Source organism: Ruegeria sp. D1(2025) (assembly GCF_056536425.1).
Genome location: NZ_JBQFPO010000001.1, coordinates 1,060,440 through 1,072,967, shown reverse-complemented (window position 1 = coordinate 1,072,967; position 12,528 = coordinate 1,060,440). Strand labels below are relative to the sequence as shown.

Sequence of the window (12,528 nt, the reverse complement as noted above, 5' to 3'; positions counted from 1 at the left end):
CGCAAGAGAACCGCAAGATGCTGTTGCAGTTCTCTTTCAGGTTTCTAGGTCTAGTGAATCAGTCGGCTTGCGGAATCAGCGGCGCGTTGTCGCCCTGCGCCGGTGGCAGAAGATCATCCGCCGACGGAACCGCTGGTGTGCTGTCTTCTGTCGCGGCCGGTGCCGGAACGCCCAGACGATCGATCACCGAACTGCCCGAGGATTTCTGAGCCGCCAGAATGGTCAGCGTGATCGAGGTTACGATAAAGCACGCCGCTAGGATCCATGTCAGTTTGCCCAGCGCCGTTGCGGCCGCACGACCGGTCATGGCGCCACCGCCACCCCCGCCCATGCCAAGGCCGCCGCCTTCGGACCGCTGCATCAGGACGACGGCGATCAGGCCCAGAGCCAAAAGAAGATGGATGATGAGAACGACGTTTTCCATGGTGGTCCTGTACAGCGTGGCGTGTATCGCGTGGTATCTATGCAAGTTTGACGCTGGGGGCAAGGGAGGAGTTGGCATCAAGAACCCTGATGCTTCAGATCACGTCAAAGGGACTGGACAGCAGGGCTTTTCCTCGCGCAGGCTGCGGCCATGCCACATGATGATCACGATCACCCGCACGCCCTTTTGCCGCCTGAACCCGCGCTTCGCGTCAAGGCACTTGAGACGATTCTGACACGCAAGGGTTTGATTGATCCAGCCGCGCTGGATGAGATCATAGATACGTATCAGAACAGGATCGGCCCTCAGAATGGTGCCCGCGTTGTCGCCAAGGCCTGGAGCGATCCGGCTTTCAAGGCCGCGTTGCTGGAAGATGCCACGCCGGTTGTGGCCGAACTGGGATACTACGGACGGCAGGGTGAACACATGGTGGTGGTGGAAAACACGCCCGATCAGCACAATATGGTCGTCTGTACATTGTGCAGCTGTTACCCTTGGCCGCTGCTTGGAATACCGCCGGGCTGGTACAAGTCGGATGCCTACCGGGCGCGTGCAGTGCGAGAACCTCGCAAGGTACTGGCGGATTTTGGCGTGACGCTGCCCGAAAATACATCGGTCCGGGTTTGGGATTCCACGGCCGAGGTTCGATACCTTGTACTGCCGATGCGTCCGCATGGAACGGAGGGGTTAGGCGAAGACGAACTCGCCACGCTTGTCACGCGGGACAGTATGATCGGGACCGGATTGCCGAAGGTGCCGGCATGACTCGCGTGCACGACATGGGTGGACGTTTCGGCGACGGACCGGTTCGCCCCGAGCCCGAGGACGGCCCTGTATTTCCCGAGGAGTGGCACGCCCGGGCGCTGGCGCTGACCCTGGCAGCCGGATCACTGGGACAGTGGAACATCGACATTTCCCGCCACGCACGGGAACGCCTGTCGCCCAAGGATTACACCCGGTTCTCGTACTATGAAAAGTGGATCTCCGCCCTTGCCGATTTGTTGGTGGAACGCGGCATCCTGACGCCTGATGACCTGCAGGGGAACCCGTCTGAAAGCCCACATCCGTTGGCAGGCAAGGCCATGAAGGCCGAAGCAGTGGCCCGTGTACTATCCAGTGGTGGTCCCGCCGATCGTCCGTCGGATATTCCGGCCAGGTTCGTGGCAGGCCAGGACGTCGTTACCTCGCATCTGGCGGCCAATCGTCTTGTGGACGGCGGTCACACGCGCCTGCCCATCTATGCCGCCGGTGCAAAGGGGCGCATTCTGAGACTGCACGGAACGCATGTTTTTCCCGATTCAAACGCACACGGTCTGGGAGAAGCCCCTGAACCGCTTTACGCAGTGGTCTTCCCCGCATCTGAACTCTGGGCCAACCCGGAACACCCGAGGGATGAGGTGGTTTTGGACGTCTGGCAGAGCCATCTGGAACCCGCATGAGCACCTGTCTGACACATTCGGCACCTCAGCCCGTTTTTGACCAGCCATGGCACGCACAGGTCTTTGCGATAACCATGGCCCTGAACGAAACCGGTCGGTTCGGTTGGTCAGATTGGGTCGCCAGGTTTTCGGCGACCTTAAGAAAACATGGGCTGAGCAAAGAGTTGGATGGCGGAGATGATTATTTTCACGCCTGGCTCGAAACGCTGGAGGCGCTGTTGGCAGAGCATGGTGATGCTGCCCCGGATGAACTCCTGTTGCTGCGACACGCTTGGGAAGACGCCTATCTGACGACGCCTCATGGTGAGCCCGTTTGCCTCAGGTAAGAGTGAGGGGGCGCTGCCCCCGCCGCCCGCCGGGCGACTCCCCCGGGATATTTCGGGCCAGATGAACAAGGGATCCGGACTTCATCTGGCCCAAAAATATCCCCGCCGGAGGCATCGCGCGCAGCGCGATTTCCGGATGCGTCGAATTACCTGTTTCCCTGCTGCTGTCACCTCGCTATACGAGCCGGGTTTGATAAATCAGCACAAAAGGACCTGGTATGGCCAATGTGGTTGTTGTCGGAGCCCAGTGGGGCGACGAGGGAAAAGGCAAGATCGTCGACTGGCTCAGCGAACGGGCGGACGTGATCGCGCGTTTTCAGGGCGGGCATAACGCCGGTCATACTTTGGTTATCGATGGCGAAGTCTACAAGCTTCATGCGCTGCCATCCGGTGTTGTGCGCGGCGGCAAGCTGAGTGTCATCGGCAATGGCGTGGTTCTGGATCCGTGGCATCTGGTCAAAGAGATCGAAACGGTCCGGGCACAGGGTGTCGATATCACGCCCGATACACTGATGATCGCAGAAAACACACCGCTGATCCTGCCGATTCACGGCGAACTGGACCGCGCGCGCGAAGAGGCTGCAAGCAAGGGTACCAAGATCGGCACAACCGGGCGCGGCATCGGGCCGGCATATGAAGACAAGGTCGGTCGCCGTTCGGTCCGTGTTGCGGACCTGGCGGACGAGGCAACTCTTGAAGCTCGGGTTGACCGGGCGTTGCAGCATCACGACCCGCTGCGCAAAGGCTTAGGGATCGAGCCGGTTGACCGCGACGGTCTGATCGCGCAGCTCAAGGAGATTGCGTCGCAGATTCTGCCGTTTGCCGCCCCGGTCTGGAAGGTGCTGAATGAAAAGCGCAAAGCGGGCAAACGTATTCTGTTCGAAGGGGCGCAGGGCGCCTTGCTGGACATTGATTTCGGAACCTATCCCTTTGTGACCTCGTCCAACGTGATCGCAGGGCAGGCTGCAACCGGGGTCGGCATCGGCCCGGGGTCCATCGATTTTGTGCTGGGTATCGTCAAAGCCTATACGACGCGCGTGGGCGAGGGGCCGTTCCCCACGGAACTGGAGGATGATGACGGTCAGCGCCTTGGTGAGCGTGGTCACGAATTCGGCACGACCACTGGTCGTAAGCGCCGGTGCGGTTGGTTTGACGCCTGCCTGGTGCGCCAGACCTGCGCGACCAGCGGTGTGAACGGTATTTCGCTGACCAAGCTGGATGTTCTGGATGGTTTCGAGACGCTCAAGATTTGCGTGGGTTACGAACTGGATGGCGAGCGCCTGGATTATCTGCCCACGGCGGCAGATCAGCAGGCGCGCTGCAAGCCGATTTATGAGGAAATGCAGGGTTGGAGTGAATCGACCGAAGGCGCGCGCAGTTGGGCGGACTTGCCAGCCAACGCGATCAAATACGTTCGCCGTGTCGAAGAACTGATCGAATGCCCTGTCGCCCTGTTGTCCACCAGCCCGGAGCGGGAAGACACCATTCTGGTGACAGACCCGTTTGCCGACTGATGAGCGACGAACAAAAAACCGGCCTGAGCTACAAAGCGCGCCGCCGCTGGTCGCTGATTATTCTGCTGGTTGGCTTGCCCGTTTACGTCGTTGCCGTGGTGACGGTCGTGAACTGGCTGGATCGCCCGCCAATCTGGCTGGAACTGCTGGTCTACATCGTGCTTGGCATCTTGTGGGCATTGCCGTTCAAGTTCGTTTTCCGTGGCGTTGGCAAAGAAGATCCGGACCAGTGATCAAGTTAGCCACGCTGGCGAAAGCGAGTGTGTTGGAACGACGCAAGTGTACGCCTCTTCCGGTTCGTTCCCAGATTCGCAATCAGAAAAAGGCCGGAGGTGTCCTCCGGCCTTTTTCTGACTAAACCTTTTGCGGATCAGCCCGCTGCGCGCTCGTCGCTGGGGCGAAAACCGATCTGGTTCGAGGCGGCAAAGCGGCCTCCGCCAGCCTTTTCGATTTTTCCATCCCGCAACAATTGACCGAACGAACGCAGGCTTTCTTCGCGGTTGAATTCGTCCTGCTTGAGGGACCGGACCTTGTTCATCAATTGCGGTCGCGAGAACTGTTCCTGACCCTCGATAAAGGACAGGTATGCAGCGGCGGCTTCCAGCAAATCAGGTAATGACTGAGCGCCCTGTTCCTGGGCGAACGTTGCGAAACCACCTTCGTCAGCAGACTTTTCTTCTTGCGGGGTGGTGACGCGGCGGGGCGTGACAGGGCCAGATTCGTTTTGCTGATTGTCGATGCGCTGTTCCGCCACCAGTTTGAGCGGTGCAGCGGCATCGGATTCCGGACGCATGCTGGTGACCTGAATTTCCGGGCGGCGCGGGCTGACGACCGACGCCAGATCCCCCCGGTATTCCTGATCCGGAGCTTTCTCGGCAGATTCACCCTTTTCTTTACGCTCGGCTTCGGTGGCCGCAACCGCGGTGCGCAGGTGCGAATATGTCTCGCGCTGATCATTTGCAGCCGGGTCATCAAGTTGTTCGTCGGCTTTGTCCATCAGGCGGGACACGTCCAGATCGAGGCTCGAATGATCCTTCGGTTTTTGGTCATCGGCCCGCTGCGCCAGTTCTGCCTCGACGGCCGAGATCTCGTCCAGCAGTGCAACTTCATCTTCGGCAGTCAGGAGAAGCTTGTTGTCTTCCGCTGCTTCCTCTTGCGCCTCGGCTGCTTCGGATTCCTCTTCCTGCTCTGCCACGTCTTCTTCGCTGAGGATGTTTACGATCTCGTCTTCTTCGGCTTCTGCTTCCGGCTGTTCGTCTTCCGTCAGATCATCAAGGTCCGAAAACAGCGCGTCCGCTGCCGGAGCTTCAGCCTCGTCTTCAAACTCTTCGGATACAACAGGCGCTGGTGCGGGAACAGGTTCTGGAGCGGCGGGTGGGGTTGCCGCTTCGGGTGCAGGCATCGAGACGGGGGTCACAGGCTCGATGTCTGCCGGGTTCAGCGCACCCGCCTCAAAGGCTGCGGCCACGGCGTCAACCGGGGCGGCACCACCTTTCAGCAAGGTGCTGTCTTCGTCTTCAGAGTATTCGACAGGATTGTCGGTCGAGTGCGAAACCACCGCGCGGATCCGCTGAAGTTTGGCGGCGATGCTGTCAGCAGGGGGGGCTGGCGCAGCATCGAAGGGTTCGGCAGTGGCAACGGGTTGCGCTGGTTGCGGTGTATTGACGACATTCAGATCGGGGGTACTGATGGTTGGTTCCTGTGCTGGCGGCATTGTGGGCGTGGCCATCGTGGCTGAACTTTCGGTTGCGCGCAGCAGTAGACCCGTATCGCTCTGGCTGGCTTCCACACGTTTCGAGGCGTCCCGCTGTGCGATCCGGGTCAGCATTTCGGCGTCAGGCTGTGGCGGTTCCGAGCCGAAGTATCGATCATCTGCTGCAAGGTCGCGAAAGTACTCAGCAATCGCTTTCATCGTTTCAAACGAATCGTCAAAGCCTTCTAATGTGCAGGAGAAGGTTCCATAAGAAACGGTCAATACCTTGTTATTCTGTACCATCAGACGCACGTCCTTTACAAACTACCTGAACCAATTCGCCCGGAATCAGGCACACGTATTGGTTCGAAACTCTCTATATGAACCTATCATTTTGTGGTCTGAATGTGTCCAAATCCGGGAAAAATGATCAATCTTAGAAAAAATGCGCCGATTGTGCGGTCGTCCGAGCCAATCTTACTGGTTGGCGGAGGGCAAATCGGGCTCGATGATCTGAATCTGGCGCTGAATCGCGCCAATTTGGCCGTTGCAGCAGATGGTGGTGCGACGGTTCTCAGGGAATCGGGGCGTATTCCGGATGCCGTCATCGGTGATTTCGATTCGCTTTCCGCATCAGACCTTGAAGAGATACCGGCGGACCGCCTGTTTCCCATACCTGAACAGAACAGCACGGATTTCGACAAGGCGCTGCGCAATATCGAAGCCCCGGTGGTCTTGGGCGTTGGCTTTCTGGGCGGGCGTCTGGATCACCAATTGGCGGTCCTCAGCGTACTGATCAAGCGTCAGGACCAATCATGCATATTGCTGGGAGAGCACGAGGTCGTGTTTCACACGCCGCCTAAGGTTTCCCTGAACTTGCCGAAGGGGAGCGTGGTATCCCTGTTTCCCCTGCAAAGGGTGACAGGACGCTCGCAAGGGCTGGAGTGGCCGATCGATGATCTGGTTCTGGAGCCGGACGGTCAGATCGGCACGTCCAACCGGGCGGTATCCGAAGTCACGTTGCAGATGAATGGCCCGGGTCTGGTTGCAATGGTTCCCCGCGGCGCGCTGGATCAGGTCATGCAGGCGTTTCTGTCGGAGCAGACCGGGCGCTGGCCCGCTCGCGCAGAATGACGTAAAGACCTGCCGCCATCGTGATGCCGATCCCCAATGCGGCGATGCCGTTGGGCAGGTCGTGAAAGATCAGCCAACCGAACACGGTCGCAACCGGGATTTCCAGATACTGCATTGGCGCCAGTGTTGCTGATGGGGCATAGCGTAACGACCAGGTCATCAACAGGTGGGCGACGGTGCCCAGAACACCGATACCCAAAAGCAGCCAAACCGCGTCTTTGTCAGGCAGGCTGAACGACAGTTCCGGAACGCCAATGACGCTCCCCAGGGTCAGCACAGGCAGCAGGATCAGCGTTGCCATCGCGCCCGAGACAGCCTGAAGCGAAACCGGATCGGTTTCCTTGGCGATCTGCCGCGTGACAAGCATGAACAGCGCAAACACCACGGCCACGATCAGCGGCAGCAGGGCAGGCGCTCCGACCTGAGCGAAGCTGGGCTGAATGACGAGAAGCGTACCCGCAAACCCCACGACGCAGGCCAACAATCGCCTTATGCCAACCTCTTCATCCAGAACGAACCTGCCCAGAAGCAGCATGATGAAGGGCATAACGAAGGCGATAGCGATGGCATCGGCCAGCGGCAGGAATTGCAAGGCGCTGAACATCGCGGTGATGCCAAGGATGTGCAGACCGGTCCGGATCACGGTCAGTTTCAGAATTCGCCCCCGCAGACGCCACGGACGACCCGTGAGGGCGACCAGAGGGATCAGGATCAGTGCCTGCACGGCAAACCGGGTGAAGACCAGTATGCCGATCGGAGTTGTCTCACCCAACAGTTTGGCCATTGCATCACCCAATGGGGCGAGCATGCAAAAGCCAAGCATCAGAATGATGCCGAGTACGGGGCGGTCCTGAGTCATGTCCGCGACGCTAACGATTTGCTGCGGACGGGGAAAGGTCAGCTTTCAGCAAGCGGTTGATATTTAGTGTAGTCGGGTCCGATGCAACAGGGCAGGCCGTCATTCAGCTTGAGCCAGCTAAGTTTCTCTTCATGGGCGACGTGCAGGGTAGGCTGCAAAGCCTCGGGATCCTCAAGTGCGGCGACGTACATATGCATCACGTCGGACATAGACTGCGAGCGAAAGGACATTGGTGTGCCGCAATGCGGGCAAAAGCTGCGTTCAACGCCCGGAGAGGAATGAAACGACTTTGGTGTTTCACCTGTCCAGCGCCATTGGTTGTCCCGGATGCCGAAATAAGCGGTCATCGGGGCCGAGCATTGCCTGCGGCAGCTTTCGCAGTGGCAGGTGACGCAGGACAAAACAGGTGGACTGACTTCAAAGCCGACCTTTCCGCAAAGACATCGTCCACGCATGAAACACCTCCCTTTCAGGAACAGATTTGCACCGCTTTTGGTGCAAATCCATCCAGAAAACGCAGGAATACGGATGCGTTGCGACGTCGCCCGTTTGCCTCAGCAGTTCGGAACATTGACGGCCAGGCCGCCCAGAGACGTTTCCTTGTAGCGTTCGTGCATGTCGTGCCCGGTCTGGCGCATGGTTTCAATGACCGAATCCAGAGGAACGAAATGCTTGCCATCGCCGCGCAGCGCCAGCGAGGCCGCTGAAACCGCCTTGATCGCACCCAGACCGTTCCGTTCGATACAAGGCACCTGAACAAGTCCGGCAACCGGGTCGCATGTCATTCCCAGATGATGCTCCAGCGCGATCTCCGCAGCGTTTTCGACCTGTTCGGGCGTGCCGCCCATCACTGCGCACAAACCGGCGGCCGCCATCGCCGAGGCGCTGCCAACCTCGGCTTGGCATCCGGCTTCTGCGCCCGAGATCGAGGCATTGAACTTGACCAGCCCGCCAATCGCGGCAGCCGTCAAAAGGAAATCTTCCACATGGCTTTCGGACGCGCCGGGTACGTGATCCAGATAGTACCGCAAAACGGCCGGCAGAACGCCTGCGGCCCCATTGGTGGGCGCCGTGACCACCTGGCCCCCGGCAGCGTTCTCTTCGTTGACGGCCATGGCGTAAACGCTCATCCAGTCGTTGATCGTGTGCGGAGCGTTCAGATTCATCCCACGCTCGGCCACCAGTGCGTCATGGATGCCTTTGGCACGGCGGCGAACCTTGAGGCCACCGGGCAGAATGCCATCTGTGACCAGTCCACGTTCGATACAGTCATTCATCACCTGCCACAGGCGCGCGGTGCCCTTGGCGAAACTGTCCGCGCATCCACGCGCGATTTCATTCGCGCGTTTCATGTCCGCGATGCTTTTGCCGCTGGAACTGGCCATCTCGAGCATCTCGACCGCAGTTTTGAACGGAAACGGCACCGGATCACCTTCATCCGTTGCCTTGCCCTCGGCCAGTTCTTCTTCGGTCAGGACAAACCCGCCACCGATCGAGTAGTAGACCTGCCTGAGGATCACATCGCCCTGCGCGTCTGTGGCCATCAGGATCATACCATTGGCGTGGCCCGGCAGGTTGTTTTCATAGTCGAACACCAGATCCGATTTTGGATCGAACTTCAGCGTCGGCAGCCCTTCCGGCGTGACAGTATGCGAGTCGGATATGGCGGCCAGCGCTTTTTCGGCCTTGTTGTTGTCATAGGTGTCCGGAACAAACCCGGCCAGCCCGAGGATCGTGGCGCGGTCGGTCGCGTGGCCTACGCCTGTGAATGCCAGTGAGCCATGCAATGACCCCCGAAGCCCCGAGAATTCGAACGGCGAGGCGCGCATCAGGTCCAGAAAGCGGGCCGCGGCAACCATTGGTCCCATGGTGTGGGACGAGGACGGGCCGATGCCCACTTTGAACATATCGAAGACAGATAGAAACATATCAGGTAGCAGAGCCTTCTGGTGGTGTAGCGTATGATGGTGCAGTAAACGGTGCAACTCCCAGCCCTTCCGCTGCGATTGCTGCGCGCGTTGCGGGGCGGGCTTCCAGTTGCAGCAAAAGCTGCCTCAGATGAGGAGTGTTAGTCAGTTGAAACCAGCTGCGATCGGCCTCGGCCGGATACAACGCCATCCATCGCATCATGCAGGCGATGTAGTATGACAGGGCTGACGGTTGGTCTGATCCAAACCAGCCCGGCGTGTCCTTCGCCTGCTTTTCGAGGATTGAAAGATGTCGTTTCAGGCGGGTCCGGATACCAGCCCGCAGCGCTTCTGTCTGCGCCGCCTCGATGTACTTCTCGGCATAGAACAAAATGCGCAGGTCGGCGTGCAGCGTGTTCGACGCAAAAAAAAGCCATTTCAGATACGCCGCGCGGTCCGGATGTTGCGGAGCTGGCGCGAGTTGCCCGTGTGTATCGGTCAGCCACAGCAAAATGGCTGCAGTTTCAAAGATCGGTCCCTGCGGCGTCTCCAAAACAGGGATAAGGCCGTTGGGGTTCAGTTGCTTATAGGCAGCACTGTTTTGTGCATCACGGGTCCGATCGACCAATGCGGTCTCATAAGGCAAACCCATCTCCTCCAACGCCAGTCGGATCACCAGCGAGGCGTTGTCGGGGGCGTAATGCAGGCGGTAGCGCGGTTCCATAATGCATATCTATTACGCACCTTTCCCGCAGGACGCGCCGATTGCGACGTTTCCAATAGGAAACGCGTATTTTCGCGACAAGGCGCCCTGGTGAATTGGCGTTTTGGGTCTCGAAGTTGAGTGTGGCATTTCGTATAAGGCCCGCAGCAACTTGGGGGAAAGCTGCCATGACAGGGGATCTGTCGCCCATCGACAAGGCGAAATATGTAGCCGCGCACCGTGCCGCGGAAATGGTTCAGGACGGCATGCGTGTCGGATTGGGAACCGGATCAACGGCCGCCTGGCTTGTGCGTCGGCTCGGCGAACGGGTGCAAGAGGAAGGGTTGCGGATCAAGGGCGTGCCCACTTCAACCCGCACGGCACAGCTGGCACGTGAAGTCGGGATCGAAGTCGTCTCTCTGGATCAGGCGGGGTGGCTGGACCTGACCATAGACGGCGCAGATGAATTTGACGGCGAATTGAACCTGATCAAGGGCGGCGGCGGTGCGCATCTTCAGGAAAAGATCGTGGCAACGGCCAGCGATCAGATGGTGGTCATCGCCGATGCAGGCAAAGAGGTTGAAACCCTGGGGGCATTTCCATTGCCGGTCGAGGTGATCCCATTTGGCTGGCAAACCACGCGAACCCTGATCGAGGAAGCGCTGGATACGATGGATGTGCTTGGTACCTCGGCTGCGCTGCGAATGAACGGCCAGGCCCCTTTTGTCACTGATGAGGGCAACCACATTCTGGATCTGCATCTGCAACGCATCGGAAATGCCCGTCAGTTGGCGCTGGTGCTGAACCAGGTTCCCGGAGTGGTCGAGAACGGGTTGTTCATCGATATTTGCGACAAGGTCGTAATTGGCCACGGTGACGGGCGGGTCGAACTGCGCGACATCAACGAAGGAACCCTGGAACTGGACCAGTTGGCCGATGGCGAAAGGGACAATCTGTTTTCGGACCTCTCTGATTGAAAATTGCGGCTGGATTTTCTGCAAATGGCGAGAGAGAAACCCGAATTCCTGATCCTTAGGGGTTGGCAGACGATTTTCCGCGCCCAGATATCCAGAACCCTTCAGGCAAACTGAACAAAGGAACCCGGTATGAGCTTTGACTATGATCTTTTCGTTATCGGTGGCGGCTCGGGCGGGGTCCGTGCAGCACGCGTGGCCGCTGGTGAGACCGGCGCCAAGGTGGCGCTGGCGGAAGAGGATCGGTATGGCGGAACCTGTGTGATCCGGGGCTGTGTTCCAAAAAAGCTGATGGTTTTCGCCAGCGAGTTTTCCGGCATGGTAGACGATGCGCAGGCCTATGGATGGGATGTTCAGTCGGGTGCGCTAGACTGGAATACATTCCATGGCAAACTGGTGGCGGAACTGGACCGGCTGGAAGGTATCTATCGCAACATTCTGAAAAACAACGGTGTCGAAAGCTTTGACCAGCGCGCCACTGTGGTCGATTCCCACACGGTTGAGCTGGCGGATGGGACACGCAAGACGGCCAAGCACATCCTGATCGCCACCGGCGGACGCCCTGTGGTGCCCGAATTTCCAGGCTCTGACCTAGCGATCACATCAAACGAAATCTTCCACCTCGACAAGCTGCCCGAATCCATCCTGATCGTTGGTGGCGGCTATATCGCCAGCGAGTTTGCCGGGATCATGAACGGGATGGGGGTCAAGACCACCCAGTTCTATCGCGGTGCGCAAATCCTGCGTGGCTTCGATGAAGAAGCGCGTGGTTTGATCTGCGAAGAGATGCGCCAGAACGGCATCGATGTGCGCCTTGGCACCAACGTGCTGGAGATGACCAAGGAAGGTGACAAGATCCGGGTAAAGGCCACTGACGGCACTGAAGATCGGTTCGATGTTGTCATGTACGCGACTGGCCGGGCTCCGAATGCGGATAATCTGGGGCTTGAGGCACTGGGCGTCGAACGGGGTCGCAAGGGCGAGATTGTGGTGGATGAGTACAGTCAGACCGGCGTGCCCTCGATCTATGCCATCGGTGATGTAACTGATCGCGTGAACCTTACGCCGGTCGCCATTCGCGAGGGCATGGCCTTTGTGGAAACTGTGTTCAAAGGCAACCCGACCCCGGTTGATCATGAACTGATCCCGACGGCGATCTTCACGCAACCGGAATTCGGAACCGTCGGACTAAGCGAGGAAGAGGCTGCGGCACAGGAGCCGGTCGAAGTTTACGCGACATCCTTCAAGCCGATGCAGAAAGCCTTCGCCGGCGGCACGCAGCGGGTATTGATGAAACTGATCGTCAGCCAGGCGACCCGCAAGGTGCTGGGCTGTCACATCGTAGCACCAGGTGCGGGCGAGATGATTCAACTGGCCGGGATCGCCGTCAAAATGGGCGCGACCAAAGAAGATTTCGACCGTACGGTTGCGGTTCATCCGGTAATGGCGGAAGAACTTGTTACAATGCGGCAACCTGTGCGCACTGCTTGATTTGCAACCGCGCACACACAAGTTACAAGGGACCCCGTGATCACACGGGCCTAAACGAAGGAAT

The 12,528-nt window shown here is 58.8% G+C and carries 14 protein-coding genes; 8 read left to right on the top strand and 6 right to left on the bottom strand.

The window, feature by feature from the left end; genetic code table 11:
- Nucleotides 1-58: 58 nt before the first annotated feature.
- On the bottom strand, nucleotides 59-424 hold the full coding sequence (gene secG, locus ACR1XU_RS05405; RefSeq protein WP_170616550.1) for a preprotein translocase subunit SecG: 366 nt from the start codon (nucleotides 422-424) through the stop codon (nucleotides 59-61).
- Nucleotides 425-574: 150 nt separating this feature from the next.
- On the opposite strand from secG, the gene nthA reads away from it, so the two are divergent.
- From nthA to ACR1XU_RS05380, 5 genes are all read left to right on the top strand, one after another.
- Entirely contained in the window at nucleotides 575-1,189 is a 615-nt protein-coding gene (gene nthA, locus ACR1XU_RS05400) for a nitrile hydratase subunit alpha (protein ID WP_480907205.1), read from the top strand.
- Complete coding sequence (gene nthB, locus ACR1XU_RS05395) at nucleotides 1,186-1,863, top strand: nitrile hydratase subunit beta (RefSeq protein ID WP_480907204.1); 678 nt, start codon at nucleotides 1,186-1,188, stop codon at nucleotides 1,861-1,863. The genes nthA and nthB overlap by 4 nt, the downstream gene beginning before the upstream one ends.
- Nucleotides 1,860-2,189 (top strand): nitrile hydratase accessory protein, encoded by a 330-nt coding sequence (locus ACR1XU_RS05390; RefSeq protein ID WP_170616543.1) that lies wholly within the window; start codon nucleotides 1,860-1,862, stop codon nucleotides 2,187-2,189. Before nthB ends, ACR1XU_RS05390 begins: the two co-directional genes overlap by 4 nt.
- Nucleotides 2,190-2,407: 218 nt before the next feature.
- Nucleotides 2,408-3,703: an adenylosuccinate synthase gene (locus tag ACR1XU_RS05385; RefSeq protein ID WP_170616541.1), complete on the top strand. Its 1,296-nt coding sequence runs from the start codon at nucleotides 2,408-2,410 to the stop codon at nucleotides 3,701-3,703.
- A complete protein-coding gene (locus ACR1XU_RS05380) occupies nucleotides 3,703-3,936 on the top strand; it encodes a DUF2842 domain-containing protein (protein ID WP_480907202.1) in 234 nt (77 codons plus the stop codon). Before ACR1XU_RS05385 ends, ACR1XU_RS05380 begins: the two co-directional genes overlap by 1 nt.
- A 137-nt stretch (nucleotides 3,937-4,073) precedes the next feature.
- Here ACR1XU_RS05380 and ACR1XU_RS05375 read toward each other — a convergent pair whose 3' ends face one another.
- Nucleotides 4,074-5,699, bottom strand: coding sequence for a hypothetical protein (locus ACR1XU_RS05375; RefSeq protein WP_480907200.1), 1,626 nt, complete (start codon nucleotides 5,697-5,699; stop codon nucleotides 4,074-4,076).
- Between the two features lie 123 nt (nucleotides 5,700-5,822).
- On the opposite strand from ACR1XU_RS05375, the gene ACR1XU_RS05370 reads away from it, so the two are divergent.
- Complete coding sequence (locus tag ACR1XU_RS05370) at nucleotides 5,823-6,530, top strand: thiamine diphosphokinase (protein WP_480907198.1); 708 nt, start codon at nucleotides 5,823-5,825, stop codon at nucleotides 6,528-6,530.
- On the opposite strand, the gene ACR1XU_RS05365 is transcribed toward ACR1XU_RS05370, so the two are convergent.
- From ACR1XU_RS05365 to ACR1XU_RS05350, 4 genes are all read right to left on the bottom strand, one after another.
- Nucleotides 6,475-7,389 (bottom strand): DMT family transporter, encoded by a 915-nt coding sequence (locus tag ACR1XU_RS05365; protein ID WP_480907196.1) that lies wholly within the window; start codon nucleotides 7,387-7,389, stop codon nucleotides 6,475-6,477. The two genes, ACR1XU_RS05370 and ACR1XU_RS05365, sit on opposite strands and share 56 nt — an antisense overlap.
- A gap of 38 nt (nucleotides 7,390-7,427) precedes the next feature.
- On the bottom strand, nucleotides 7,428-7,844 hold the full coding sequence (locus ACR1XU_RS05360; protein ID WP_480907194.1) for a GFA family protein: 417 nt from the start codon (nucleotides 7,842-7,844) through the stop codon (nucleotides 7,428-7,430).
- 99 nt (nucleotides 7,845-7,943) lie between these two features.
- Complete coding sequence (locus ACR1XU_RS05355) at nucleotides 7,944-9,317, bottom strand: L-serine ammonia-lyase (protein WP_480907192.1); 1,374 nt, start codon at nucleotides 9,315-9,317, stop codon at nucleotides 7,944-7,946.
- Nucleotide 9,318: 1 nt separating this feature from the next.
- On the bottom strand, nucleotides 9,319-10,020 hold the full coding sequence (locus ACR1XU_RS05350) for a glutathione S-transferase family protein (RefSeq protein ID WP_480907191.1): 702 nt from the start codon (nucleotides 10,018-10,020) through the stop codon (nucleotides 9,319-9,321).
- Nucleotides 10,021-10,187: 167 nt separating this feature from the next.
- Here ACR1XU_RS05350 and rpiA point away from each other — a divergent pair, with 167 nt between their 5' ends.
- Together rpiA and gor are read left to right on the top strand one after the other, a co-directional pair.
- Nucleotides 10,188-10,976 carry a ribose-5-phosphate isomerase RpiA gene (gene rpiA / locus ACR1XU_RS05345; RefSeq protein WP_480907189.1) on the top strand — a complete coding sequence of 263 codons (789 nt, stop codon included), beginning with the start codon at nucleotides 10,188-10,190 and terminating at the stop codon, nucleotides 10,974-10,976.
- Between the two features lie 129 nt (nucleotides 10,977-11,105).
- Nucleotides 11,106-12,464, top strand: coding sequence for a glutathione-disulfide reductase (gene gor / locus ACR1XU_RS05340; RefSeq protein ID WP_480907187.1), 1,359 nt, complete (start codon nucleotides 11,106-11,108; stop codon nucleotides 12,462-12,464).
- The last annotated feature ends 64 nt before the right edge of the window (nucleotides 12,465-12,528 follow it).

What these genes read in the sequence shown, in the direction of transcription:
- secG (WP_170616550.1), bottom strand. Translation starts at nt 424, where the DNA reads ATGGAAAACGTCGTTCTCATCATCCATCTTCTTTTGGCTCTGGGCCTG.
- nthA (WP_480907205.1), top strand. Translation starts at nt 575, where the DNA reads ATGCCACATGATGATCACGATCACCCGCACGCCCTTTTGCCGCCTGAA.
- nthB (WP_480907204.1), top strand. Translation starts at nt 1,186, where the DNA reads ATGACTCGCGTGCACGACATGGGTGGACGTTTCGGCGACGGACCGGTT.
- ACR1XU_RS05390 (WP_170616543.1), top strand. Translation starts at nt 1,860, where the DNA reads ATGAGCACCTGTCTGACACATTCGGCACCTCAGCCCGTTTTTGACCAG.
- ACR1XU_RS05385 (WP_170616541.1), top strand. Translation starts at nt 2,408, where the DNA reads ATGGCCAATGTGGTTGTTGTCGGAGCCCAGTGGGGCGACGAGGGAAAA.
- ACR1XU_RS05380 (WP_480907202.1), top strand. Translation starts at nt 3,703, where the DNA reads ATGAGCGACGAACAAAAAACCGGCCTGAGCTACAAAGCGCGCCGCCGC.
- ACR1XU_RS05375 (WP_480907200.1), bottom strand. Translation starts at nt 5,699, where the DNA reads ATGGTACAGAATAACAAGGTATTGACCGTTTCTTATGGAACCTTCTCC.
- ACR1XU_RS05370 (WP_480907198.1), top strand. Translation starts at nt 5,823, where the DNA reads ATGATCAATCTTAGAAAAAATGCGCCGATTGTGCGGTCGTCCGAGCCA.
- ACR1XU_RS05365 (WP_480907196.1), bottom strand. Translation starts at nt 7,389, where the DNA reads ATGACTCAGGACCGCCCCGTACTCGGCATCATTCTGATGCTTGGCTTT.
- ACR1XU_RS05360 (WP_480907194.1), bottom strand. Translation starts at nt 7,844, where the DNA reads ATGCGTGGACGATGTCTTTGCGGAAAGGTCGGCTTTGAAGTCAGTCCA.
- ACR1XU_RS05355 (WP_480907192.1), bottom strand. Translation starts at nt 9,317, where the DNA reads ATGTTTCTATCTGTCTTCGATATGTTCAAAGTGGGCATCGGCCCGTCC.
- ACR1XU_RS05350 (WP_480907191.1), bottom strand. Translation starts at nt 10,020, where the DNA reads ATGGAACCGCGCTACCGCCTGCATTACGCCCCCGACAACGCCTCGCTG.
- rpiA (WP_480907189.1), top strand. Translation starts at nt 10,188, where the DNA reads ATGACAGGGGATCTGTCGCCCATCGACAAGGCGAAATATGTAGCCGCG.
- gor (WP_480907187.1), top strand. Translation starts at nt 11,106, where the DNA reads ATGAGCTTTGACTATGATCTTTTCGTTATCGGTGGCGGCTCGGGCGGG.